The organism is Novosphingobium clariflavum, assembly GCF_026420865.1.
In the GTDB taxonomy this organism is placed as follows: Bacteria; Pseudomonadota; Alphaproteobacteria; order Sphingomonadales; family Sphingomonadaceae; genus Novosphingobium; species Novosphingobium clariflavum.
In genome coordinates, this window is the sequence record NZ_JAPCWC010000005.1 from 172,634 (window position 1) to 196,546 (window position 23,913).

Annotated in this window: 19 protein-coding genes; 11 read left to right on the forward strand and 8 right to left on the reverse strand. The window is 67.9% G+C overall.

The annotated features are described in order from the left end of the window. The first annotated feature begins 1 nt into the window (after nt 1). The 6 genes from xdhA to OKA11_RS08985 are packed head-to-tail and all read left to right on the forward strand — an operon-like array spanning nt 2 to nt 8,047. Complete coding sequence (gene xdhA, locus OKA11_RS08960) at nt 2-1,426, forward strand: xanthine dehydrogenase small subunit (protein ID WP_267219869.1); 1,425 nt, start codon at nt 2-4, stop codon at nt 1,424-1,426. After that, nucleotides 1,419-3,728 (forward strand): xanthine dehydrogenase molybdopterin binding subunit, encoded by a 2,310-nt coding sequence (gene xdhB / locus OKA11_RS08965; RefSeq protein ID WP_267219870.1) that lies wholly within the window; start codon nt 1,419-1,421, stop codon nt 3,726-3,728. The genes xdhA and xdhB overlap by 8 nt, the downstream gene beginning before the upstream one ends. Beyond that, on the forward strand, nt 3,725-4,645 hold the full coding sequence (gene xdhC, locus OKA11_RS08970) for a xanthine dehydrogenase accessory protein XdhC (protein ID WP_267219871.1): 921 nt from the start codon (nt 3,725-3,727) through the stop codon (nt 4,643-4,645). Before xdhB ends, xdhC begins: the two co-directional genes overlap by 4 nt. Continuing rightward, entirely contained in the window at nt 4,642-5,928 is a 1,287-nt protein-coding gene (guaD, locus tag OKA11_RS08975; protein ID WP_267219872.1) for a guanine deaminase, read from the forward strand. The genes xdhC and guaD overlap by 4 nt, the downstream gene beginning before the upstream one ends. Continuing rightward, nucleotides 5,925-6,941 carry an adenosine deaminase gene (locus tag OKA11_RS08980; RefSeq protein WP_267219873.1) on the forward strand — a complete coding sequence of 339 codons (1,017 nt, stop codon included), beginning with the start codon at nt 5,925-5,927 and terminating at the stop codon, nt 6,939-6,941. The genes guaD and OKA11_RS08980 overlap by 4 nt, the downstream gene beginning before the upstream one ends. Then, nucleotides 6,941-8,047 carry a nucleoside hydrolase gene (locus tag OKA11_RS08985; protein ID WP_267219874.1) on the forward strand — a complete coding sequence of 369 codons (1,107 nt, stop codon included), beginning with the start codon at nt 6,941-6,943 and terminating at the stop codon, nt 8,045-8,047. The genes OKA11_RS08980 and OKA11_RS08985 overlap by 1 nt, the downstream gene beginning before the upstream one ends. 61 nt (nt 8,048-8,108) lie before the next feature. Here the strand turns inward: OKA11_RS08985 and OKA11_RS08990 are convergent, their stop codons facing one another. Continuing rightward, nucleotides 8,109-8,642, reverse strand: a complete 534-nt coding sequence (locus OKA11_RS08990) for a phosphoribosyltransferase (protein ID WP_267219875.1) — start codon at nt 8,640-8,642, stop codon at nt 8,109-8,111. A gap of 58 nt (nt 8,643-8,700) precedes the next feature. Beyond that, entirely contained in the window at nt 8,701-9,696 is a 996-nt protein-coding gene (locus tag OKA11_RS08995) for a LysR family transcriptional regulator (RefSeq protein ID WP_267219876.1), read from the reverse strand. A 247-nt stretch (nt 9,697-9,943) separates the two neighbouring features. Here OKA11_RS08995 and OKA11_RS09000 point away from each other — a divergent pair, with 247 nt between their 5' ends. The 4 genes from OKA11_RS09000 to OKA11_RS09015 all read left to right on the forward strand — a co-directional run bounded on the left by OKA11_RS09000 (nt 9,944) and on the right by OKA11_RS09015 (nt 16,499). Continuing rightward, complete coding sequence (locus tag OKA11_RS09000; RefSeq protein ID WP_267219877.1) at nt 9,944-11,116, forward strand: purine-nucleoside phosphorylase; 1,173 nt, start codon at nt 9,944-9,946, stop codon at nt 11,114-11,116. Next, nucleotides 11,113-12,675 carry an amidohydrolase family protein gene (locus OKA11_RS09005; protein WP_267219878.1) on the forward strand — a complete coding sequence of 521 codons (1,563 nt, stop codon included), beginning with the start codon at nt 11,113-11,115 and terminating at the stop codon, nt 12,673-12,675. The genes OKA11_RS09000 and OKA11_RS09005 overlap by 4 nt, the downstream gene beginning before the upstream one ends. A gap of 143 nt (nt 12,676-12,818) precedes the next feature. After that, nucleotides 12,819-15,323 carry a TonB-dependent siderophore receptor gene (locus OKA11_RS09010; protein ID WP_267219879.1) on the forward strand — a complete coding sequence of 835 codons (2,505 nt, stop codon included), beginning with the start codon at nt 12,819-12,821 and terminating at the stop codon, nt 15,321-15,323. Between the two features lie 66 nt (nt 15,324-15,389). After that, nucleotides 15,390-16,499, forward strand: coding sequence for a purine nucleoside permease (locus OKA11_RS09015; protein ID WP_267219880.1), 1,110 nt, complete (start codon nt 15,390-15,392; stop codon nt 16,497-16,499). Here OKA11_RS09015 and OKA11_RS09020 read toward each other — a convergent pair whose 3' ends face one another. Then, the gene (locus OKA11_RS09020) at nt 16,500-17,384 is read right to left on the reverse strand and encodes a LysR family transcriptional regulator (RefSeq protein WP_267219881.1); all 885 of its coding nucleotides are present in this window, start codon (nt 17,382-17,384) and stop codon (nt 16,500-16,502) included. It lies immediately after the preceding gene. A 113-nt stretch (nt 17,385-17,497) separates the two neighbouring features. Between OKA11_RS09020 and OKA11_RS09025 the strand changes: the two genes are divergently transcribed. Beyond that, nucleotides 17,498-18,670 (forward strand): isovaleryl-CoA dehydrogenase, encoded by a 1,173-nt coding sequence (locus OKA11_RS09025; RefSeq protein WP_267219882.1) that lies wholly within the window; start codon nt 17,498-17,500, stop codon nt 18,668-18,670. Nucleotides 18,671-18,890: 220 nt separating this feature from the next. Here the strand turns inward: OKA11_RS09025 and OKA11_RS09030 are convergent, their stop codons facing one another. The 5 genes from OKA11_RS09030 to OKA11_RS09050 all read right to left on the reverse strand — a co-directional run bounded on the left by OKA11_RS09030 (nt 18,891) and on the right by OKA11_RS09050 (nt 23,785). Then, nucleotides 18,891-19,748 carry an acyl-CoA thioesterase gene (locus tag OKA11_RS09030; protein WP_267219883.1) on the reverse strand — a complete coding sequence of 286 codons (858 nt, stop codon included), beginning with the start codon at nt 19,746-19,748 and terminating at the stop codon, nt 18,891-18,893. After that, complete coding sequence (locus tag OKA11_RS09035; protein ID WP_142637857.1) at nt 19,741-20,139, reverse strand: MerR family transcriptional regulator; 399 nt, start codon at nt 20,137-20,139, stop codon at nt 19,741-19,743. Before OKA11_RS09035 ends, OKA11_RS09030 begins: the two co-directional genes overlap by 8 nt. 71 nt (nt 20,140-20,210) lie before the next feature. Further along, the gene (locus tag OKA11_RS09040) at nt 20,211-21,851 is read right to left on the reverse strand and encodes a long-chain-fatty-acid--CoA ligase (RefSeq protein ID WP_267220000.1); all 1,641 of its coding nucleotides are present in this window, start codon (nt 21,849-21,851) and stop codon (nt 20,211-20,213) included. 86 nt (nt 21,852-21,937) lie between these two features. Beyond that, nucleotides 21,938-23,236 (reverse strand): OmpP1/FadL family transporter, encoded by a 1,299-nt coding sequence (locus OKA11_RS09045; protein ID WP_267219884.1) that lies wholly within the window; start codon nt 23,234-23,236, stop codon nt 21,938-21,940. A 114-nt stretch (nt 23,237-23,350) separates the two neighbouring features. Beyond that, a complete protein-coding gene (locus OKA11_RS09050; protein ID WP_267219885.1) occupies nt 23,351-23,785 on the reverse strand; it encodes a DUF2147 domain-containing protein in 435 nt (144 codons plus the stop codon). Nucleotides 23,786-23,913 lie beyond the last annotated feature (128 nt).

A 23,913-nucleotide genomic window follows, 5' to 3' on the forward strand; every position in this document is an offset into this window, starting at 1 on the left:
CATGACCGTGCGCTTCCTTCTCGATGGGGAAGTGGTGGAACTTGGCGAAGTCGATCCCACGGCGACGCTGCTCGACCACTTGCGCTATCGCCTGCGTCGCACCGGCACCAAGGAAGGCTGCGCCGAAGGCGACTGCGGGGCCTGCACCGTGCTGGTGGGCGAAGCGCAGAATGACACCGTGCAATGGCGCGCGGTGAACGCCTGCATCCAGTTCCTGCCGATGCTCCACGGCAAGGCGCTCAAGACCGTGGAGAGCCTGTCGCGCTCCGGCACGCTCGATCCGGTGCAGGCCTGCATGGCGGCCAATGGCTCCTCGCAATGCGGGTTCTGCACGCCGGGCTTCGTCATGGCGCTGCACGGCAAGGCGATCGGTGCGCTGGGCTGCGAATTGCCGGTGGCCGATGTGCTGGCGGGCAATCTCTGCCGCTGCACCGGCTACGGCCCGATCATCGAGGCGGGCGAGACGATTGCAACGGCGGCGGCCGATGAACGCGAACTGGCCGCGCGCCTGCACGCCATCGCGGGCGAGGGCGCCGGCGGCGAATGGCGCGGGCGCAAGTGGTTCGCGCCGCGCAGCAGCGAGGCGCTGACCCGCCTGCTGGCCGATCATCCCGAGGCCCGGCTGGTGGCCGGGGCAACCGATGTCGGCCTCTGGGTCACCAAGGGGCTGCGTGACCTTGGCGAGGTGATCTTTCTGGGCGACGTCGCCGACCTCGGCCAGATCGCGGAGACTTCCGAGGCGCTGACGCTGGGCGCCACCGTGCGTTATGCCGAGGCACATGCGGCGATGGCCCGGCTGCATCCCGATCTGGGCGAACTGGTGCGCCGGATCGGCGGCCTGCAGGTGCGCAGCGCCGGGACCGTGGGCGGCAATATCGCCAATGGCTCGCCCATCGGCGACGGTCCGCCGGCGCTGATCGCGCTGGGCGCCGAGGTGACCCTGCGCTCGCTGGCGGGGCGGCGGACGATCCCGCTGGAAGCCTATTTCCTGGACTACGGGAAGCAGGACCGGCGCGCGGGCGAATTCGTCGAATCCGTGCGTATTGCGCGCCCTGACCCTCACGCGGTGATCCATATCGCCAAGCTCTCGCGCCGGTTCGACAGCGATATTTCCGCGGTCTGCGGGGCGATCCATCTCACGGTTGCCGGCGGCAGGATTACCGCGGCGCGCGTGGCCTTTGGCGGCATGGCGGCCACGCCGCGCCGCGCCGGGGCCTGCGAGGCGGCGCTGGTCGGGCAGCCGTTCACGGTAGCGACGCTGGATGCCGCCGCCGAGGCGCTGCGCGGCGATTTCACCCCGCTCAGCGATGTGCGCGGTTCCGCCGCCTACCGGTTGGATGCCGCGGCCAACCTGTTCCGGCGCCTCTGGCTGCGCGAGCAGGGCACTTGCATCTCGGTGCTCGATCTGGAGGCCGGCCATGGCTGAGCGCGACCCCGCCTGGCAGGCCCGGGCACGGCCTGAAAACCCGCACGATTCCGCGCATCTCCATGTCACCGGCCAAGCCCGCTATGCCGACGATGCGCCCGAGCCGGTGGACATGCTCCACCTTGCCTTCGGGCAGGCGGGCGAGACGTGCGCGCGGATCGCCGCGATGGACCTTTCCGCCGTGCGCGCGGCAGAGGGCGTCGTCGCCGTCTATACCGCCGCCGATATTCCCGGCGACAACAACGTCGGCCCGGTCCGCCATGACGAGGGCCTGCTGGCGGACGGCGAAGTCACCTTCCCGGGCCAGCCGCTGTTCCTCGTCGCGGCGACCAGCCAGCGCGCGGCACGCAAGGCCGCGCGGCTCGGCAAGGTGGTCTACGAGACCCAGCCCGCCGTGGTCACCATCGCCGAGGCGCGCGCGGCAGGCAGCCGGATCGAGGCGACCCAGCGCATGGCGCGCGGCGATGCCGGCGCCGCGCTCGAGGCCGCGCCGCACCGCATCGCGGGCCGGTTCGCGATGGGCGGGCAGGACCATTTCTATCTCGAAGGCCATGTCTCGGTGGCGACGCCGGGTGAGGACGGGCAGGTCCATGTGCTGTGCTCCACCCAGCATCCGAGCGAGGTGCAGCACCTTGTCGCGCATCTGCTGGGCGTCTCCTGCGCCGATGTCACGGTGGAAGTGCGGCGCATGGGCGGCGGCTTCGGCGGCAAGGAAACCCAGGCCACCAGTTTCGCCGCCGCCGCCGCGCTGGTGGCGAGCAAGACCGGCCGCGCCGCCAAGTTCCGCGCCGACCGTGACGACGACATGGTGCTGACCGGCAAGCGCCACGAGTTCGAGGTCGCCTACGAGGCCGGGTTCGACGATGCCGGGCAGATCCTCGCGCTCTCGCTCCACCTCGCCTCGCGCTGCGGGGCGAGCGAGGACCTCTCGCCCGCGATCAACGACCGCGCGATGTTCCATGCCGACAATTGCTATTTCCTGCCCGACGTCGAGATCGTCTCGGAGCGGCTGAAGACCAACACCGTCTCCGCCACCGCGTTTCGCGGCTTCGGCGGGCCGCAGGGCATGCTGGCGATCGAGCGGATCATCGATCACGTCGCGCTGGCGCTGGGGATGGACCCGCTCGATGTGCGCAGCGCCAACCTCTACGGCCCGGGGCGCGCGGTGACGCCTTACGGCATGACCGTGGCCGACAACATCGCGCCGCAGCTGATCGCGCAGCTGCGCCGGGATGCGGATTACGACGCGCGCGCCCGCGCCGTCGACGCCTTCAACGCCGCCAGCCCGATCATCAAGAAGGGCATCGCGCTCACTCCGGTGAAGTTCGGGATCAGCTTCACCACCACCCACCTCAATCAGGCGGGGGCGCTGGTGCATGTCTATGCCGACGGCTCGATCCAGGTGAACCACGGCGGCACCGAGATGGGGCAGGGGCTCTACGTCAAGGTCGCGCAAGTGGTGGCGGACGTGTTCGCGGTGCCGCTTGCCAAAGTGCGCATCACCTCGACGCGGACCGACAAGGTGCCCAACACGTCGGCCACGGCGGCCAGTTCCGGCTCCGATCTCAACGGCATGGCGGCCTACAATGCGGCGATGACGATCCGCGACCGGCTGACCGCGTTCCTGGCCCGCATCCATGGCTGCGCCGCGCACGAAGTGGTGTTCTCCAGCGAAGGCGTTCTGGCGGGCGAGGAGCGGCTGACGTTTGCGCAAGTCGCCCGCAAGGCGCACATGGGCCGCATCTCGCTCTCCTCCACCGGCTTCTACGCCACGCCCGGCATCGAATACGACCGCGCCGCGCACCGGGGGCGGCCGTTCTACTACTTCGCCTACGGCGCGGCGGTGTCCGAAGTCGCCATCGACAGCCTGACCGGCGAGCACAAGGTGCTGGCGGTGGACATCCTGCACGACGTCGGCCGCTCGCTCAACGCGGCGGTGGACAAGGGGCAGATCGAGGGCGGCTTCCTGCAGGGGCAGGGCTGGCTGACCACCGAGGACCTGGTGTTCGACGGCAAGGGCCGTCTGCTCACCCACAGCCCGGCGACCTACAAGATCCCGACCGCGTCCGACCGCGCGAAACATTTCACCGTCAGCCTGTGGGACGGCGAGAACGTGGAGCCGACGATCAACCGCTCCAAGGCGGTGGGCGAGCCGCCGTTCATGCTGGCGATCTCGGTGTTCTCGGCCCTGAACCGCGCGGTCGCCGCCGCCGCGCCGGGCAAGCGCGCCATGCCGCAGCTCGATGCCCCGGCAACGCCCGAGCGGGTGCTGGCCGCGATCCGCGAGCTCGCCGCGCGATGACGCAGTGGACCGGTTGGCTGCGCCGGCTGCCGCAGGAGCCTTGCGCGCTGATCTCGGTGCTCGCCACCGAGGGCTCGGCGCCGCGCGGCGGCGGCACGCGCATGCTGGTGACGCAGGGCGGGCAGCAGGGCACGATCGGCGGCGGGCAGCTGGAGTTCCGCGCCGCCGAGCAGGCGCGCGCGATCCTGGCGCTGCCGCCGGGGAGCTGGCGGGTGCAGGACTATCCGCTCGGCCCCTTGCTCGGCCAGTGCTGCGGCGGCCGGGTGCGGCTGCTGATCGAGCATCTCGATCCCGCCGCGCTGGACTGGCTGCACGATGCCGAACCCGGGCGCATGCTGGTGACGACGCTGGCGCAGGGCGCGGTGCAGCGCGCGGTGTTCCTGCGCGAGACCGCGACCCATCAGTCCGCGCGCGGCGAGCGTCCGGGCATCGGCACCCGCATCGCCGAGCCGGTGGGCGAGCGGCCGCGCCCGTTCTACCTGTTCGGTGCGGGCCATGTCGGGCAGGCGATCGCGCGGCACCTGACCGGCCTGCCGCTGCAGCTCGCCTGGTTCGACACCCGGCCCGAGCAGGCGCGGATCGACGGCGTTACCGTCATGGCCGAGGACACGATCGCCCACTGTATCGCCGAAGCGCCCGAGGACGCCGCCGTCGCCATTCTCACCCACGACCATCCGCTCGACTATCACCTGACGCTGGCCGCGCTGTCGCGTCCGCCGCTGGCCTTTGTCGGGCTGATCGGTTCGTCGACCAAGATCGCCCGCTTCAAGTCGCGGCTCAGCGCCGACGGGGTGGACGAGGCGGCGATCGCCCGCCTCACCGCACCGATCGGATTGCCGGGGGTGACGGGCAAGGAACCCGACGTGATCGCCATCGCCGTGATCGCGCAGCTGCTGCAATTGAGGAGTACCCGATGATCCGCGCCTTTCGCGGCGAAGTGCTGTCCGTGTCCGGCGATCCGCGCAGCGACCCGCAAGCCGTGCGCCACGACACCGACGCCCTGCTCGTGGTCGAGGACGGCATCGTCATCGCGCGCGGGCCCCATGCCGATCTGGCGCCGCGTTACGGCGATGTGCCGGTGGAGGCACTGCCGGGCCTGATCGTGCCGGGCTTCATCGATGCGCACGTCCACTATCCGCAGACCGACCGCATCGCCGCCCACGGCGAGCAATTGCTCGACTGGCTGGAGCGGCACATCTTCCCGGCGGAAAAGGCCTTCGCCAGCAAGGCCCATGCCGAGGGCGTGGCGGCGTTCTTCCTGGGCGAACTGCTGCGCAACGGCACCACCAGCGCGCTGGTGTTCCCGACCGTGCACGAACAGTCGGTCGATGCCCTGTTCGAAGCCGCGCTGGAGCGGCGGATGCGGATCATTTCCGGCAAAGTGCTGATGGACCTCGGGCCGGAGGGGCTCTGCGACACGGCCGCCGCGGGCCGGGCGCAGAGCGAGGCGCTGATCCGCCGCTGGCGCGGGCGCGGGCGGCTGGGCCATGCGGTGACGCCGCGTTTCGCGCTCTCTTCCTCCGATGCCCAGCTGGCCGCCGCCGGGGCCCTGCTGGCCGAGCATCCGGATGTGCTGATGCACACCCACCTGGCGGAAAACCGGCGCGAATGCGCCGAAGTGGAGGCGCGCTTCCCGGCGGCGGCGGACTATCTCGACGCGTACGACCGGTTCGGCCTCGTCACCGCGCGCTCGGTCTTTGCGCATGGCATTCACCTCTCGGACCGCGCCTGCCAGCGCCTCCACGAGAGCGGGGCGGGGATCGCCGTATGCCCCAGTTCCAACTTGTTCCTCGGCTCGGGTTTCTTCGATTTCGGGCAGGCGGACCGGCACGGGCTGAAGCTGGGCCTGGGCACCGATGTCGGCGCGGGGACGACCTTCTCGCTGCTGCACACCCAGGGCATCGCCTATCAGGCCGCGCTGATGAAGGGCGAGCGGCTCGATCCCTTCCGCGCGCTCTGGCTGGCGACGGCGGGCAGCGCCGCGCTGCTGCACATAGCGGACCGCGTCGGCAGTCTCGCGGTGGGGCAGGAGGCCGATTTCGTGGTGCTCGATCCACAGGCTACGCCGCTGCTGGCGCGCCGCACGCGGGGCGCGGACCTTGCGGAACGGCTCTTCGCGTTGCAGGTGCTGGGCGACGACCGCGCCGTGCAGCGCACTTATCTGCTGGGCGACTGCGCCTGGAACAGGGACAAGACATGACCGACCTCGACACCTTCATCGCCGGCCTGCCCAAGGCCGAGCTTCACCTCCACATCGAGGGCAGTCTCGAGCCCGAGCTGATGTTCGCGCTGGCGGCGCGCAACGGCGTGACGATCCCTTTCGCCAGTGTCGAAGAGGTGCGCGCGGCCTACGATTTCTCGAACCTGCAGGACTTCCTCGACATCTACTATGCGGGCGCGCAAGTGCTGCTCACGCGGCAGGACTTCCATGACCTTGCGGCGGCCTATTTCGCGCGCGTGGCGGCGGACGGGGTGGTCCATGCCGAGATCATGTTCGATCCGCAGACCCATACCGACCGCGGCGTCGCCTTTGCCGAGGTGATCGAGGGCCTGCTCTCGGCGATGGCGGTGGCCGAGGCGGAACACGGGATCACCAGCAGCCTGATCCTCTCGTTCCTGCGCCATCTTTCCGAAGATGCCGCCTTCGCCACGCTGGCCGAGGCGGAGCCCTGGCTGGACCGGATCACGGCGGTCGGGCTCGATTCCTCCGAGCTGGGCCATCCGCCCGAGAAGTTCGCCCGCGTCTTTGCCGCCGCGCGCGAAAAGGGACTGAAGATCACCGCCCATGCCGGCGAGGAAGGCCCGCCGGACTATGTCCACCAGGCGCTCGACGTGCTGGGGGTCGACCGGATCGACCACGGCAACCGCGCGCTCGAAGACCCCGCGCTCATCGAACGGCTGGCGCGCGAGGGCATGACGCTGACGGTCTGCCCGCTGTCCAACCACAAGCTCTGCGTGGTCGACGATCTGGCCGATCACCCGATCGACGCAATGCTCGCCCGCGGCCTCAAGGCGACGATCAATTCCGACGATCCGGCCTATTTCGGCGGCTACGTGGCCGACAACTACCGCGCCGTTGCCACAGCGCGCGGGCTGGACCGCGCGGCGCTGGCGAGGCTGGCGCGCAACAGCTTCACCGGCTCGTTCCTGCCGGAAGAGGCGGTGGCGGCGCATCTCGCCCGCATCGACGCCTACCTGGCGGAGCAGGTCTGATGGCAAAGCTGCTGCGCGCCGCACTGACGGCGCTGCTCATGCTGGCCGCGCCCATCGCCGCCCACGCGCAGGAGCCCAGGCGCAAGGTCATCATCGATGACGAGGGCTTCGCGCTGATGCACCTGATGCTGCTGGAGAGCGACAAGGTCGATGTCGTGGGCATCACCACCGTCTCGGGCAATACCTGGGCCAGGCGCGCCACCGCCATGGCCCTGCGCGGGCTCGAGATCGCCAGCCGCCCCGACGTGCCGGTGGCCGAGGGCGCGACCTATCCGCTGCTCAATTCCGAAGTGCTGACCGAGCGCTGGGAGGCGCTCTACGGCAAGCTGACGTGGAAGGGCGCGTGGATGAAGCAGTGGGTCGAACCCACCCATCAGTCGACGCCTGCCTACTATGGCCCGGACGACCCGGTGGACCTGCCCTGGGGCAATGCCAGGCTGAAGGCTTCGAGCGAGATCGCCGCGAATTTCCTGATCCGCATGGTGCACAAGTATCCCGGGCAGATCACCATCGTCGCCTGCGGGCCGCTCACCAACCTCGCGCTGGCGCAGCGGCTCGATCCGGCCTTCGCCTCGCTGGCGGGGGAACTGGTCTACATGGGCGGCAGCCTCAACCCGCAGCAGCAACTCGACAATGTCTCGGCCGCGCAGTTCGCGCGCGAATATGCCAATTCGCCGCGCCGCGAGTTCAACGCCCGCTTCGATCCCGAGGCGGCCAGCATCGTCTCGCGCAGTCCCTGGCGCAAGATCACTGTGATCCCCGCCGACCCCTCGACCGGCACGCAGCTGACCCCGGAACTGGTCAAGGCGATGACCGCCGCCGCCGATCCCGACCTCGGCACCTTCATTGCCCGCATGGAGCCGGGCTTCCCGATGTGGGACGAGATCGCCGCGGGCGTGCTGCTCGATCCCGGCATGGTGAGCGAGGCGGAAGACCTCTACGTCGACTTCAACTCGCAGTTCGGCGCGGGCTACGGCGACATGCTGAGCTGGCGCGAGGGCTATCAGCCGGGGCTGGGCGAGCGCAAGGCGCGGGTCGTGCGCAAGATCGACGCCGCCCGGCTCGATGCCTTGATGGTGCGGCTGATGGCGAACAGCCGCAAGTAGCCGCTGCCAGCAGGCGCAGGCAGGAGCGGTCGCGCAGCGCACGCTCCTGCCTCGCCGAACATCAGGACAGGCGTTCGGGCACCGACATCGCTTCCTCGATGATGGCATCGCGGGTGCCCACCGATTCCCACGGGAACACGAACCAGCGCTTGTCCTCGGCGCGGTCGATCATGTCGACCCACAGGTCCACTTCGACCTTCGAGCTCTTGTTGTTGATCAGCACGCCGAAGTGCAGGTTCTCGGCGACGCCGCCGTTGCTGGCGAGCAGGCCGCGGATGTACTCGATGGTGCCGCCCGAATCGTTGATGTCGTCGATGAACAGCACCCGGGTGCCGTTCGCGCTCATGCCCGCGATCTTGGCCAGCAGCTCGTCGGCAAAGCCGGGAACTTTCGACGAGTGGTCGATCGAGAGCATCGGCAGGTCGAGCTGCTGCGACATGTAGACGGCGGGAACCAGCCCGCCGCGGCCGATGCCGATCACGAAATCGGGCTGCCACGCGCTCTCGGAGACCTTGCGCGAAAGCTGGCGGACCTTGGCGAGGAAGTCTTCGTAGTATTCGAGGAAATGGAGCTGGGGCTCGGCGGATTCGGACATTGTCGGAGTTCCTGAAGGGAGAGGTTGGAAAGGAAAATATCGGGTTCGCGGGCGCCGATCAATCGACGTGCTCGGGCATCTCGGCGGCTGGCCGGTGGCCGGCCGGCCGGTCCGCCGGCGCGCGCCCTGCCTGGGGACGTGTCGAGGCGGCATAGCTGAGCTGGCCGAAGCCGTTCTCGATCTCGCCCAGCACCAGCGCCGCCGCGTAGGACGGGGTGCGCGCCGAGGCGGTGCACAGCGCCAGGGTCATCGGCCGCAGCAGCGGATCGGAAATGCGGGTGAAGTTGAGCAGCCCGCGCTGCACCTCGGTGGCGACGTCGAGCGAGGTCAATACGCCGACGCCGACCCCGCGCATGACCAGCGAGGTGATCATCTGGATGTTGTCGCTCATCACCTTGCGTTCGGGCGCGACCCCGGTGGCGCCTTCGAGCACGGCGATCTGCTGGCACACCGCCAGGGGTTCGGCCGGGGCGATCATCGGTTCGCCCGCGCAGGCGGAAAACCGCGCCTCGCGCCGCTCGCCCAGCGGATGGCCGGGCGGGGTGAGGAAGCCCAGCACCACCTCGACAAAGGCGCGCACGGTAAGGTCGCGGTAGGAATGCGGCTCGAACAGGATGCCGAAGTCGACCTCGCCCTCGGCGATGGCGCGGCGCACCTGTTCGTTGCCCTGCACTTTCACGCCCACCGAAATGCCGGGATAGGCCTGCTGGATCGCGTGGATCATGTCGGGCACGTAACCCTTGGCGAGCGCGTCGATCACGGCGATGTCGACATGGCCGCGTTTCAGCCCGCGCAAGTCCTCGATCCGGGCGCGCAGGCTGGCCATGCCGTGCTGCCACTGGCTGCCGGATGCCATCATCATCTCGCCCGCCGCGGTCAGCCGAAGGCCGGTGGGCAGGCGCTCGAACAGCGGCAGGCCGAGTTCGGCCTCGACGTTGAGGATCTGCCGGTCGATCGCCGAGGCGGAGACGTTGAGCTCGTCGGCCGCCTTGCGGATCGACCCGAGCCTGCCCACGGCCATGAAATAACGGAGAAAACGCGAAAACGCCGGCATGCGACCGTGAACCTGCTCTAATTTTTGCAACGCTGCGTCGAAATCATTGCGTTTGCTCGCACCGAGTCAAGCCCTTACGCAATGGGAAACGTCGAAAGGTGCGACTGGGGCAGCCATCCGGAACCCGCGGAATCTCCGCGTTTCGGGCGGCGGCCTGCGAGCGCGCGATCGGCTCGGGGGCGCAAATTCCAAGGGGTTTCCCAACACTCTCAAAGAGTTCGCGCCCCCTCACGGGGTTCAGGGGTTGATGAGCACGATTCAATCGATTGCCGTGCGCGGCAGATGGAGACTGGCCGCCGCGCTTGCGGCGCTGGCCGTGCCGTCGCTGCCGGGTGCGGTGCCGGTCGCCGGGGCGGCCGAGCCGGCGGTCCCGGCGCTGCCCCGCCTCGCCCCGATTCCCGTCAAGGTGGTGGTGGTCGCCAATTTCGAGCCCGGGGCCGACACCGGTGATGCGCCCGGCGAATTCCAGCTCTGGGCCGAACGCGAACACATGGACGAGCAGATCGCCGTTCGCGGGGTGCTGCATCCGCTGCTGCGCAACAAGGACGGGCTCTACGGCATCGTCTGGGGCAGCGCCGGTTCGTTGATGAGCGGGGTGGGCGAGCAGCTGACCGCGCTGACGCTCGACCCGCGTTTCGATTTCTCGAAGACCTACTGGCTGTTCACCGGCATTTCCGGGGTCGATCCCGAAGTGGCCTCGGTCGGCAGCGCGGCATGGTCGCGCTGGGTGGTCTCGGGCGATACCCTGCGCGAGTTCGACGACCGCGCGGCGCCCGGGGGCTGGCCTTACGGCCTTTTCGCGATCGGCGCCAAGGCCCCCAACCAGCTTCCCGACAATCCCGACAGCTTTGCCGGCATGACCGATGCAGGCGCATTGTCGATGGTCGCGCCGCTAAACCGGGGGCTGGAGGGCTGGGCTTTCGCGATGACCAGGAACGTCGTCATCCCGGACAATCCCGATTTGGCGAAGGCGCGGGCGGCCTGGAAGGGCTATCCCAATGCCCAGAAGCCGCCGTTCGTGCTGGAGGGCGAGACGCTGGGCTCGGTGCGGTACTGGCACGGGCCCGAACGCACGCAGTGGGCGCGGGACTGGGTGAAGCTGTGGACCGGCGGCAAGGGCCGGTTCGTCATGACCAACATGGAAAGCCAGTCGATGCAGGGCGCCATGCTCAATGCCGCGGCGCAGGGGCGGGTGGACCTGAACCGGGTGCTGGTGCTGCGCACCGCCAGCAATCCCTCGATGCCGCCGCCCGGCGTCGATGCCCTCGCCAGCGTCGGCGACGAGGGGCCGGGGCAAATGGCGGCCTACGAGGCGAACTACCGCGTCGGCGCGCCGGTGGTGCATGCGCTGCTGGCGCATTGGGAGCAGTACAAGGACACGATTCCCGCAAGTGCCGGGCCGGGGGGCGCGGCGAAGTGAAGCGGCTTCTCGCCTCGATGCTTCTGGCCGCTTCGGTGCTGGCGTCTGCCTCGGCGGCGCGGGCCGACGCCGCCGGAGAGGCCCGCGCGGCCCGCGTGATGGATGCGCTGTCGGGCAATGCGGCGATGCTGCGCACGTTCCTTCAGGCGATGCCCAAGGGCGGCGACTTGCACAACCACCTGGGCGGCACGCCTTCGGCGGAGGACTGGCTGGACTGGGCGGGCAAGGCGGGGTTCTGCGCCGGTGCTGATCTGGCGCTGGTGCCGCCGCCCTGCGCCGAGGCCGACAAGATCACCCGCCTAGCCAGCGACCGGCCGTTCGCATATGCGAAACTGGTCGATCACCTCGGCACGCGCGGCTGGCAGCACGGAATCGGCGCGGACGAGGTGTCCGGCCATACCCAGTTCTTCATCAGCTTCGACCGGTTCGGCCCTGCCGCGCGCGGGCAGATGGCGCAGGCGATGATGGTGGCGCTGCGCACGACCGCAGGCGATCACGGGCTCTATCTCGAACTCATGCACAATCCCGAGGTCATGATGGCCTCGATCCTCGCCGCGCCTGACGTGCCGCTCGACGAGGCGGGGCTGGCGGCGCGTTATGCCGCGGAAATGAAGGCGCTGGCGCCCGTCATCGCCCAGGCCCGCGCCGAACTGGACGGCGACGAGGCCGCCGTGCGCAAGGGGCTGGCCTGCGGCACCGCCGCGGCCGATCCGGCCTGCGGGGTGGCGCTGCACTATCTTGCCAGCGGGTTCCGCGCGCTGCCGCCCGCGCAAGCGTTCCGCTCGCTGATCCTCTCCTTTGCGCTGGCCGACGCCGATCCGCGTTATGTCGGCATCAACCTGGTCCAGCCCGAGGACTGGCCGGTCGCTCTTCGCGATTACGACCTGCACATGGCGATGGTGCGCTTCCTTGCAGCGCGGTACCCGAAGGTCCACCGCACGCTCCACGCGGGCGAACTGGCCTTCGGGCAAGTGCCGCCCGCGGCGATGAAGAACCATATGCGAAAGGCCATCGCGGCGGGAGCGGAGCGCATCGGCCATGGCAGCGGCATCGCCTATGAGGACGACGCCCCCGCTACGCTGCGCCGCATGGCCGCCGATCATATCGCGGTGGAGGTCAACCTCACCAGCAACGACGTGATCCTGGGCGTGACGGGCGGCGCGCATCCGATCACTCTCTACCGCCGCTTCGGTGTGCCGGTGACGCTCTCGACCGACGATCAGGGCATCCTGCGCACCGATCTCACCCATGAATACGAGCGGGCGGTGCGCGAGCAGGGGCTGACATACGCCGATCTCAAGAAAGTCGCGCGCGACAGTCTGGAGTTCGGTTTCATGCCCGGCAGCGGCGTCTGGCGGGATCGCCGCGCGGGCGAACCGGTGGCGGCCTGCGCGTCCGGTTTTGCCGCGCCGGCCTGCCGCGCGCTGCTGGCAGGCAGCCAGAAGGCCCGCCTCGAAGCCGAACTCGAAGCGCGGTTCGACCGCTTCGAGGCAGGCATGGACGACTGGAATCCGGCGCCCGGCTCCCCATCGGAGCGGGCGCCCGGCAAGAGCGAATAAGAAAAACAAGCAATGGGTGCCCGGCGCGCCGCCACAGGACGCGCCGCAACAACAATAAGCCCCATGGGAGAGGTGGGACACACACAAAGCGAATCCGGTCCGCATCAGGGGTGAGCGGCGCGGAGTTCAGGGGGTTTGGCACGATGACCGCATCAATCGACAATGAGGTGTTTTTCCGTTCGGCCATGACGCTTGGCCAAAAGTCCTGCAGGCGGCGGCGAGGAGGCTTCCTGGGCCTCACGGCCGCGCTGCTGTGCGGATCGGCGATGGCTTCGCCGGCCTTCGCCGAAGACGCACCGGCGGAACCGGCGCCGACCGAGGAACCGGCCAAGGATATCGTCGTCACCGGCTCGCTCGGCGCGCTTCCGGTAGCCGATGTCGGCTCGGTGTTCGGCTTCGACAAGACCATCACCGAAACGCCGCGCTCGGCCTCGACGATCAGCAACGAGCAGATCGAACGCTTCGGCATCACGGACATCTACGATCTCGTCGCGCAGGCGCCGGGCACGTTCACCAACTCGTTCTTCGGGGTCGGCGGCGCGCTCGACATTCGCGGCACGCCGGGTGAAGTCTACTTCCGCGGCATGCGCCGCCTCGACAATCCGGGCAACTACCCGACCCCGATCGGCGCGTCGGACCGCATCGACATCGTGCGCGGCCCCGCCTCGCCGATCTACGGCCCGTCGAAGACCGGCGGCTACATGAACTTCGTGCCCAAGACCGCGCGCGTGGCGGGCGGTTCCTACCTCTCCGATCCCGAAGGCGAAGTGACCTTTACCGGCGGCTCGTGGGAGAAGGCCGATCTCAAGGCCGAAATCCGCGGGCCCGGCAAGATCGGCAGCCAGGAATTCGGCTACAGCCTGTTCGCCGAGGTTGAGGATTCCGGCAGCTACTACCGCAATATCTCCACCAAGAACACGGTGCTTCAGGCCGCTTTCGATACCGACTTCACGCCCAACCTGCGGCTGGAATTCGGCGGCATGTACCAGAACTTCAAGGGCGTGCAGAATGGCGGCTGGAACCGTCTGACGCAGGATCTGGTCAATAACGGCACTTACATCACCGGCGCCGCGCAGGCCGTCGATGCCAACGGCGACGGCCAGATCTCGGCCAGCGAATTCAACGCCATCGGCAGCTTCGGCCCGTTCGGCGTGCCCGCCGCCTCGTTCACCGACGCGACCTTCAAGGCCAATTACCCCTGGCTGGCGCTGACCAACACCGGCACGACCAAGCTCAGCCGCAAGGACGTGCTGGCGGGCAAGGACGACCGGCTCGATAACCGTGGGACCACCTTCTACGCCGACCTCATCTGGGACGGCGAGGACGATCTCCAGATCAAGAACCAGGCCTTCTACGACAGCTACGAGAACATCAACGAGAACGCTTACGGCTTCGCGCAATTCCACGATTCGTGGGTGTTCGAGGACAAGATCGTGCTGTCGAAGAAGTTCACCAGCGATCTCGGCAAGTTCGCGTTCCAGCTCTCGCCCTCGATCCGCTACACCAAGTTCAAGCACGGTGACGACTTCGACTACGAATACTTCCACCGCGTCGACCTGACGGTGGGCTACAACGCCCTGTCCGATCGCCTGCTCGCCACCGAATGCCCGTTCAGCACCGAGGCCGGTTACACCGCGGCGGACTGCGGCTATTCGAACTACGTCACCGGCCACTACACCGACTACGCACTGGCGGGCCTTGCCGATCTCGACTTCAACTTCGGCCTCGGCATCACGCTGGGCGGCCGCTACGACTACATCAAGGCCAAGTCGACTTACGATCCCACCAAGATGCTGGTCGCCCCCACGCTGGTTTCGGCCAGCAACAGCAAGGGCGCCTGGTCATGGTCGGCCTCGGCCAACTACAAGCTGCCCTTCGGCGTGATCCCCTATGCGACCATCGCCCGCCAGTCGACGGTGATCGCCGGGCAGGGCGCCGAACTCTACGCAGGTGACGTCGCCGCGGGCACTTTCGTCTCGGCATCCAAGCTCTACGAAGGCGGCATCAAGGGCAGCTTCCTGGACGACCGGCTCTATGCGGCGCTGTCGGTCTACAAGCAGAAGCGCACCGACTACAACATCCAGTCGATCACCGTGAACCAGTCGGTGGAGACCAAGGGGCTCGAGGCCGAGGCGCGCTGGTCGGTCAACAAGCACCTGCTGGTGACCGGCGGCTATACCCGCACCAAGGTCTACAACCTGACCGCCATCGAGGACGGTTCGCTGTTCAGCTTCTTCGGCATCGAGGACCTGGTCAACGTCTCCGATCCCACGCTCTACCTCGGCGGCCAGCCGCTCGGGCTGGTGCTGGTGGACAGCAAGGCGAAGTCGCGCCGCGCCGGTATCCCGACCAACCTCTACTCGCTGACGGCGACTTATGCCTTCGACATGGGCCTTGCGCTCAGCGCCAGCGCGGTGAAGGTGGATTCGGTCTATTCCGGCCAGTCGCAGGCGGTGAAGCTGCCGGCCTATACCAAGGTCGATGTCTCGGCCTCCTACGAGACCGGGCCCTGGCTGTTCCGCGTGGTGGTGAAGAACGCCACCAACGAGCGCTACTTCCGCGCCAACTTCACCGAACTGTTCGGCTCGACCATCGTGCTGCCGGAAACCCCGCGCAGCTGGCAGGGCTCGATCGTCTACAAGTTCTGATTTTTCCTCTTCCGGGGGCGCTTCCCTACTGGCGCCCCCGGTTCCCTTTCGAGGCGCGTGCTCCCGATGATCCTTTCGAAGACCTTTCCCGCGCTCCTGGCGGCCGCCTCGCTGGCGCTGGGCGCGGCCCCGGTGCTCGCGGCTCCTGCCGTTCCCGACATTTCCGCCTGCCAGGCCGGCAAGCCCTGCGCCGCGCCGCTGCCGGTGAAAGTGGTGGTCGTCTCGCTGTTCGAGATCGGCGCCGACGAGGGCGATACGGCGGGCGAATTCCAGCTCTGGAAAGAGCGCGCGCACCTCACCCAGCGCATTCCTTTCCCGCAGTCGTTCCACGATCTCTACTACAACCCGGAGACGCAGGTTCTGGGCATGGTGACCGGCGTCGGCACCGCGCGCTCGACGGCGGCGACGATGGCGCTCGGCCTCGATCCGCGCTTCGATCTGTCGAAGGCCTACTGGCTGGTAGCGGGCATTGCCGGGATCGACCCCGAGGATGCCTCGATCGGCTCGGCGGCCTGGGCGCGCTACGTGGTCGACGGCGACCTCGCGCACGAGATCGACGCGCGCGAGATCCCCAAGGACTGGAAGAGCGGCTATTTCCCGCGCCACCTGAAGGGCCCGAACGATACCGCGACGCCCATCGATACCTCGGGCGGCGAAGTCTACCAGATCAACCCCAGGCTGGTCGGCTGGGCGTTCAACCTGACCAAGGACGTGACGCTGCCCGACAGCGCGGCGATCCGCACCGAACGCATGCGCTTCACCGGCTATCCCAACGCCCAAAAGCCGCCGTTCGTGCTCGAGGGCGAGACGCTTTCGGCGATGACCTTCTGGCACGGCAAGCTCTTGACCGACTGGGCCAACGACTGGGTGCATTATTGGACGCAGGGCAAGGGCGAATTCGTGACCTCGGCCATGGAAGATACCGGGGTGCTTCAGGCGATGACCTATCTCGACCGGATCGGGCGGGCGCAGAAGGACCGCGTGCTCGTGCTGCGGGCCGGTTCCAACTACACGATGCCGCCGCCGGGCGTGGATGCCGCCTCCTACCTGCTGCGCGAGAACGAGGGCTATGCCGGGCTCGAAGCCTCGGTGGAGAGCCTCTACGTGGTCGGCTCCAAGGTGGTCGATGCGTGGCTCAAGAACTGGGATACCTACAAGGATACCCCGCCGGAATGATCAATTAGGGGAAAAGCTCGCGGCGATCCTCTCCAGTATCGCCGCCAGCTTTTCCGCTTCGTCCGCGCTGCCGGGATGGACCGGGGCGCGGATGAAACCCAGGCGCCGCGTCAGGCCGAAATCCCTCACTTCGGCCGTCGCCGTCCCTTCCGGGGCCAGCGAGCGCGGCGCCACCGTTATGCCAAGTCCCGCCGCGACCATGCGCAGGCAGCGGTCCTCGTTCTCGCTGCGCAGGGCAAAGCGGGGGCGCACCCCGGCGTCGGTGAAGAAACGGCTGGTGCGCTGCAGCGCCTCGCAGGCGCGGCGCGCGATCATGATCTCGCGGGCAAGGTCCCCGGCGGCGACCTCGGCGGTTCCGGCGAGCGGGTGGTGCGCCGCCATGACCACGACATAGGGTTCCTCCAGCAGCGGCGTGACCTCGGGCCCGTTTTCGCTCTTGTCCAGCAGGGTGAGGGCAAGCTGGATCTTGCCGCCGGCCAATTGCCCGCGCAGGTCGTGGTCGTCCCCTTCGACCAGTTCCACGCCGTAGTGCGCCGCCAACTGCCCGGCGACCCGCTGCAGCATCGCGCCGCAGACCGTCGGGATCACCCCCAGCTTGAGATCCGGCCAGGGCTGCTCGGGATAGGCCGAGGCCTTGGCGAACTGGTCGGCGCGGCGAAAGCCCGCTTCCAGATCGCGGGCGATCGGCAGGAAGGCGCCGCCCGGTTCGGTCAGGCGGACATGGCGCCGGTCGCGCACGAACAGCGCAGAGCCCACCAGCCGTTCGAGTTCGGCGATGGCGGTGGAGACGGTGGGCTGTGTCACATGCAGCCGCGCTGCCGCCTGGCTGAAGCTGCCGGAATCGGCCACGGCCAGGAAATGCCGGATGTGGGCGCGTTTTATCATTGGTAAAATCTATTCAAGGGTCATGTAAGTTTCAATTTGTTTGCATCATGGCCCTGCGATAGGCTCGCCCGCAAAGGCCGCAAGGACGCGCCGTGGAATTTTGGGAAGACGACATGAAAGCCACCCCCGACTTCGACTTCGCGCTGGGTGAAAGCGCCGGGATGATCCGCGAAAGCGTGGCCCGCTTCGCCGACGAGCAGATCGCGCCGCTGGCTGCCAGGATCGATGCCGAGGACTGGTTCCCGCGCGAACTCTGGCCCGCGATGGGCGAACTCGGCCTGCACGGGCTGACGGTCGAGGAAGAGTGGGGCGGCACCGGGCTCGGCTATCTGGAGCATGTGATCGCGGTGGAGGAAGTCAGCCGTGCCTCGGCCTCGGTCGGCCTGTCCTATGGCGCCCATTCGAACCTTTGCGTCAACCAGATCCGCCGCTGGGGCAATGAGGCGCAGAAGGCGAAGTACCTGCCGAAGCTGATCTCGGGCGAGCACGTTGGCAGCCTTGCCATGTCCGAAGCGGGCGCGGGCTCGGATGTCGTGGGCATGAAGCTGCGCGCCGATGCGGTGGCCGATGATCGCGGGGCTGGCTTCCGCCTCAACGGCACCAAGTTCTGGATCACCAACGGCACCTATGCCGATGTGCTGGTCGTCTATGCCCGAACCGATGCCGAGGCGGGATCGAAGGGCATCACCGCCTTCCTGATCGAGAAGGACATGCCCGGTTTCTCGATCGGCCAGAAGATCGACAAGCTGGGCATGCGCGGCTCGCCGACGTGCGAGCTGGTGTTCGACGATTGCTTCGTGCCTGCCGAAAACGTGATGGGCCCGCTGAACGGCGGCGTCAAAGTGCTGATGAGCGGCCTCGACTACGAGCGCGTGGTGCTGGCGGGGCTTCAGATCGGCATCATGCAGGCCTGCCTCGACACCGTGATCCCCTATGTGCGCGAGCGCCGCCAGTTCGGCAGCGCGATCGGCACGTTCCAGCTGATGCAGGCCAAAGTGGCGGACATGTACGTCGCGCTGCAATCGGCGCGGGCCTATGTCTATGCCGTGGCGCGGGCCTGCGATGCCGGGCAGACCACGCGCTTCGATGCGGCCGGCGCGATCCTGCTGGCGAGCGAGAACGCCTTCCGCGTCGCCGGCGAGGCGGTGCAGGCGCTGGGCGGGGCGGGCTATACCAGGGACTGGCCGGTCGAACGCTATCTTCGCGATGCCAAGCTGCTGGATATCGGCGCAGGCACGAACGAGATCCGGCGGATGCTGATCGGGCGCGAACTGATCGGGGCTTAAGAGAGAAAGGGGATTCTGGGGCCCTTCGACAAGCTCAGGAGATCCCCCAGGCCCGCATAACGTGTTGCTCTCCCTGCCGCGCAGCCAAGAAGTCTCCCAACGCAGCCACGGGCGCGCTACGGAGTTGGTCCGCGTAACCCAGACGGTATTGGGGGTGCAGGGGGGCGAAGTTTATCCAGAGCTTTGCCGAGGGGCTCCCCCTGCGTTAACTCTTCACTTCTTACCCCTGCTTCACCCGCAGCAGGCCTTCCTGCGCCACGCTCGCCACCAAGGTCCCGTCGCGCGCATAGATCGCGCCGCGTGCGAAGCCGCGTGCGTGGCCGGACCAGGGGCTGTCCATCGCATAGAGCAGCCAGTCGTCGATCGGCGGGGTCTGGTGGAACCAGATCGTGTGGTCGAGGCTGGCGCCGGAGACGCCGGGCGAGAAGAAGCCCATGCCGTGCGGCATCAGCGCGGTGGAGATCAGCGCGAAGTCGCTGGCGTAGGCGAGCACCACGCGCTGCATCACCGCATCCTCGCCCATCGGCGCGGCCATGCGGAACCACTGGCAGCGCTGCGGCAGATCGCCGTGAACCTCGCTCTGCGGGGCGGGCGGGCAGGGCCGGATCTCGAAGGCGGCAAGGCGTTCGAGCAGGAAGCCGGGCAGCTTCTGTCCGGCGGCGGCGAGCGCGCTCGTGAAGTCCGGGCACTGTTCGGGCACGGGCACGCGCGGCATCGGCACCGCGTGGGCGAGCCCTTCTTCGGGCCGGTGGAACGAGGCGGCGAGGTTCAGGATCGGTTTGCCGCCCTGCATGGCGACGACGCGGCGGTTGGAGAAGCTGTTGCCGTCGAAATCGGGCAATACGCGGTAGACGATCGGCCGCCCGGCATCGCCCGCGCGCAGGAAGTAGGCGTGAAGCGAGTGCGCCTGCCGGTCGGGGGCGATGCCGCGCGCGGCGGCGGCGAGTGCCTGCGCCACCACCTGGCCGCCATAGACGCGCCCCGGCTGCGGCGAGACGGCGGCGCCGCGGAAGATGCCGGTATCGATTTCCTCGACCGTGAGCAGGCCGATCAGGTCGGCGACGGCCGCTTCACGCACCGGCAGGGCCTTTCACCGGCTTGACCGGCGAGCCTTCCAGCCAGGCGAGCGACTGGCGTTCGATGGAGAGCATTTCCTCCAGCGTCTGGTCGATCGCGGTGCGCTGCTGGCGCAGTTCCTCGATCCGGTCGCGAATGCGCAAGAGCAGGGCGCGGACCTGTTCCTGATGCTCGGGGTCGACGTCGTAGAGGTCGAGGAATTCCTTGATCTCGCGGATCGAGAAGCCCAGCCGCTTGCCGCGCAGGATCAGTTGCATGCGGCCCATCTCGCGCTTCGAATAGATGCGGGTGGTGCCCGCGCGGTGCGGCGCGATCAGGCCCTTGTCCTCATAGAAACGCAAGGTGCGCATCGTCACGCCCAGCTGCGTGGCGGCTTCCTGGATGCCGAGCATGTCGGTGCCGGCACCGGTTTTTGGTGCCGGTGCCCCTTCGGCGTTGCCGTCCAGCGCTGCCCCCGCGCCGTTCATGCAGCCTCACCCGCAGCGGCGCGCCGGGCGGCCTCTTCCTCGACCAGTTCCTTCTTGGAAAGCTTGCCGACCAGCGTCTTGGGCAGGCTGTCGCGGAATTCGATGGAGCTGGGCATTTCGATCTTGTTCAGCCTTTCGCGCAGGAACGCCATGAGCGTGTCCTGATCCAGAACGTCGCCCGGGTGCAGCGCCACGAAGGCCTTGGGGCTCTGGCCGCGATAGGCGTCGGGAACGCCGATCACGATCGCCTCGTGGACCATCGGATGCTCGTAGAGCGCATCCTCGATGATCCGCGGATAGACGTTGTACCCCCCGCACAGGATCATGTCCTTGATCCGGTCGACCAGGAACAGATAGCCGTCTTCGTCGAGATAGCCAATGTCGCCCGTGCGCAGCGCGCCGAAGATGAAGGTCTTTTCCGAGTCCTCGGGACGGTTCCAGTAGCCCGCCATGACCTGCGGTCCGCGCGCGCAGACTTCACCGCGCTCGCCGGGGCCGAGGATCCGGTGGGTGTTGTCGGGATCGCGGATCTCCAGCACGGTGCCGGGGAAGGCGGGGCCGCAGGAGTTGTTCTTGACCAGCCCTTCCAGCGGGTTGCAGGCGATGATCGGCGAGGCTTCGGACAGGCCGTAGCCTTCCACCACGCGCACCCCGGTGCGCTGCTCGAACTTCTGGCGCACTTCCAGCGGCAACGGGGCGCCGCCCGAGATGCAGACGCGCACCTGGTCGAACTCGCCGTGCAGCTCCTGGTTGTTGAGCGCGGTGTAGAGCGTGGGCACGCCGAAGAACTGCGTGGGCCTGGTGCGCCGCGCGGTGGCGAGGAACGACTTCATCTCGAAGCGCGGCAGCAGGATCATCTCGGCGGCGGTATCGACCGAGTAGTTGAGCACCGTGGTCAGCGCGAAGACGTGGAACAGCGGCAGGACGCCGAGCGTGCGCTCCTGATGGTCGGGCATGTGGCCGACATGGGCGCACATCTGCGCGGAATTGGCGGCAAGGTTGGCGTGGCTGAGCATCGCCCCCTTGGGCACGCCGGTGGTGCCGCCGGTGTACTGCAGCACCGCAAGGTCCTGCGGATCGCGCGCGACCGGATCGGGATCGGCATTGCGGGCGATGAGGTCGGCATAGCGCACGAAGCGCAGGTCGTGCGGCTCATGCGCGATGTCCTTGCGCTTGAGCAGGCGATAGGCGCGGCCCTTGAGCTTGGGCAGGGCATCGGCGATCGGGCAGACCACCACGCGCTTGAGGCTGCCGCAGGCCGCGCCGACCAGCGGCTCGATCTTGGGCAGCGAAAGCGCAAGGTCGGAGGCGATGATGATCTCGGCGCCCGAATCCTTCACCAGATGCGCCATCTCGCGCTCGGTATAGAGCGGGTTGAAGTTCACCACGATGCCGCCGATGCGCAGGATCGCGAAGTAGCAGATCACGTAATAGGGCGTGTTCGGCAGGCACAGGCCGACGCGCGTGCCCTTGACCACGCCGAGGTCCTGAAGACCCCGCGCGGCGCGCCGCGCGAGGTCTCCGACTTCGGCATAGGACCACTTGCGGCCCATGAAGTCGATCGCCGGCCAGGCGCCATGGGCTTCCACGGCGTGGTCCAGCAGATCGGTAAGCAGGCGCGGCGCGATCGGCGGCATTTCGTCCACAACGTGGGAGGAGAGGGGCGTTTCCAAGATACCTCCATTCACGGAAGAGTTGTCGTCGATCGTCGCCGCAGTGCTCATCAGAAGCTCACCCGGGCACCGAGCGAGAAGACCATGGCATAGGCGTCCTGCAGCGAGCCGTTGGTCAGGACCGGCGTCTGCGCGGCGGTGCCGACATAGGCCGCGGTCACGCGGTCGATCGAGGCATCCTTGAAGGCGATGTACGATGCGGCCGCGTCGATCGCGATCTTGCTGCTCATGTTGTAGGTGGTGCCGGCCGAGAAGTTCCAGCGGTTGCTGTCCGGAACGCGGGCGTCGCGATCGCCGTCCTGCGTCGGGGTCTCACCGTACTGGATGCCGCCGCGCACGGTCCACTTCGGGCTGACGTCGTAGTCGAGGCCGAAGGCGTAGGAGAAGCCGTCCTTGTAGTTCTCGGGGATCGAGCTGTTGAGCGGCGAACCGAGGTCGATGGTGTCGAACTTGCTCCAGCCATAGGCGACGACCTGGGCGTTGAGGGTCAGCTGCTTGGTGGCCTTGACGCGGGCCGACATGATCGCCTGCCAGGGGGTGCTGAACTCGGCGGTGGTGTCGAGCGACATGTTGTTGCCGGCCAGCGGGCCGAGCAGGCCGTCGATGGTCAGCGAGCCGTCGAGCTTGTGCTTGACCGCCGACTTGTAGGCGACGCCGATCGAGGCCGGGCCGTTGTGGTACTGGGCGCCGACCGACCAGCCGAGATCCCAGCCGCTGCCCTTGAGCTGCTGATGCCCGTCGGCCAGCAGCGGCGAGAGGTTGGGCAGGTAGTTGCCGAGGGTGGCGCTGACATGCTCGACGTTGAGCGCGGCGCCGACATAGAGGCCTTCCATCGGCTGGAAGGCGACGCTGGGCTGGATGTCGATGGTGCGCAGCTTGGTCTTGTCGGCCGAATAGCGGGCCCAGCTGTCGGAATCGTAGTTGGTGGTGAACGAGTAGGGCGAGGTGACGGTGAGGCCGAAGGCGACCTTGCCAAAGCCGTAGGCCACCGCGCCCGAGGGCAGCACGCCATTGTCGATCGGGTTCTTGGCGACGGCGTTGCCGCCGACCGAGGTGGCCGCCTGGCCGGGGCGCTTGATCAGGGTGCCGTCGTCGACGACCTTGCCGCGCGGCAGGATGGCGCTGGCGTGGATCGAGGCCTGGCCGCCTTCGAGGCCGCCGATCGCGGCCGGGTTCCACCACAGCGAATCCACGCCGGTATCGGCCGCTTCGCCCGAGAAGGCGCGGCCCTGGGCGCGCACCGACTGTTCCTGAAGATAGAAGGCCTGGGCATGGGCGGCACCGGCCATGCCGAGTGCCATCACCGAAGCCGTGCCTGCGAGCACGATGCGGGCCGTGAACTTGTGCATTTTCGTCTCCCTAAATCTTTGAGCCCTGAAGCTTTTTAGCATTCCTGTCACGCGTCAGGGGCGCGTGACGGTACGGTTTTCATCATGGTTCCGCGGTCCCGGCGATCGCCGCGATCAGGGAATGCGCGTCCAGGTCTGGGTCTTGCACAGAGGCCAGACGATGCACCCCTTCAGCTTGAGGGTGTTGGCGTCCACCGGCGTGATCGTCGCCTTGTAGGTGCCGCCGTCCTCGGGATTGTAGATCTGTCCGTTGACCCACTCGTTGCCCTGGCGCTTGAAGCCGCCGACCATCTGCAGGCCCTTGACCTTGCGGGTGCGCTGGCTGGCGTCCTTGTTGTTCACGTCGCGCAGGTCCGGATTGGCCTTGATGCCATCCGATTCGACGATGCGGCCGCAGACCGATTCGCCGCAGCGCACGAGGTCGATGACGCCGTGCTTGGAAGGCGTGCGCCACTTGCCGACGACCTGGTCGGGATTGGCGGCAAACGCCGGATTCATGAGCACGACAGCGGCAACCAACGCCGTCCCCACGGGTTTCCAAAGTCTCATGAGCGACCTTTCCATCATCTCTCCAATTCGTACCTTCTGTCCCCCGGGGGCTGTGCCCTTAGGGTGAGGTGTCCCGAAGTCGTAACCGAAAATTTGCTTGACGTATAGGGAAAGAATTGCACCCTTAG

Bases quoted from the DNA above. Each gene is read 5' to 3' on its own strand.
- OKA11_RS09035 (WP_142637857.1), bottom strand. From the start codon at position 20,139: ATGCTCGGCATCCAGGAAGCCGCCACGCAGCTGGGCGTGACGATGCGC.
- guaD (WP_267219872.1), top strand. From the start codon at position 4,642: ATGATCCGCGCCTTTCGCGGCGAAGTGCTGTCCGTGTCCGGCGATCCG.
- OKA11_RS08985 (WP_267219874.1), top strand. From the start codon at position 6,941: ATGGCAAAGCTGCTGCGCGCCGCACTGACGGCGCTGCTCATGCTGGCC.
- OKA11_RS08995 (WP_267219876.1), bottom strand. From the start codon at position 9,696: ATGCCGGCGTTTTCGCGTTTTCTCCGTTATTTCATGGCCGTGGGCAGG.
- OKA11_RS09010 (WP_267219879.1), top strand. From the start codon at position 12,819: ATGACCGCATCAATCGACAATGAGGTGTTTTTCCGTTCGGCCATGACG.
- OKA11_RS09040 (WP_267220000.1), bottom strand. From the start codon at position 21,851: ATGCCGCCGATCGCGCCGCGCCTGCTTACCGATCTGCTGGACCACGCC.
- OKA11_RS08990 (WP_267219875.1), bottom strand. From the start codon at position 8,642: ATGTCCGAATCCGCCGAGCCCCAGCTCCATTTCCTCGAATACTACGAA.
- OKA11_RS09045 (WP_267219884.1), bottom strand. From the start codon at position 23,236: ATGCACAAGTTCACGGCCCGCATCGTGCTCGCAGGCACGGCTTCGGTG.
- OKA11_RS09050 (WP_267219885.1), bottom strand. From the start codon at position 23,785: ATGAGACTTTGGAAACCCGTGGGGACGGCGTTGGTTGCCGCTGTCGTG.
- xdhB (WP_267219870.1), top strand. From the start codon at position 1,419: ATGGCTGAGCGCGACCCCGCCTGGCAGGCCCGGGCACGGCCTGAAAAC.
- OKA11_RS09025 (WP_267219882.1), top strand. From the start codon at position 17,498: ATGAAAGCCACCCCCGACTTCGACTTCGCGCTGGGTGAAAGCGCCGGG.
- OKA11_RS08980 (WP_267219873.1), top strand. From the start codon at position 5,925: ATGACCGACCTCGACACCTTCATCGCCGGCCTGCCCAAGGCCGAGCTT.
- OKA11_RS09020 (WP_267219881.1), bottom strand. From the start codon at position 17,384: ATGATAAAACGCGCCCACATCCGGCATTTCCTGGCCGTGGCCGATTCC.
- xdhC (WP_267219871.1), top strand. From the start codon at position 3,725: ATGACGCAGTGGACCGGTTGGCTGCGCCGGCTGCCGCAGGAGCCTTGC.
- OKA11_RS09000 (WP_267219877.1), top strand. From the start codon at position 9,944: ATGAGCACGATTCAATCGATTGCCGTGCGCGGCAGATGGAGACTGGCC.
- xdhA (WP_267219869.1), top strand. From the start codon at position 2: ATGACCGTGCGCTTCCTTCTCGATGGGGAAGTGGTGGAACTTGGCGAA.
- OKA11_RS09015 (WP_267219880.1), top strand. From the start codon at position 15,390: ATGATCCTTTCGAAGACCTTTCCCGCGCTCCTGGCGGCCGCCTCGCTG.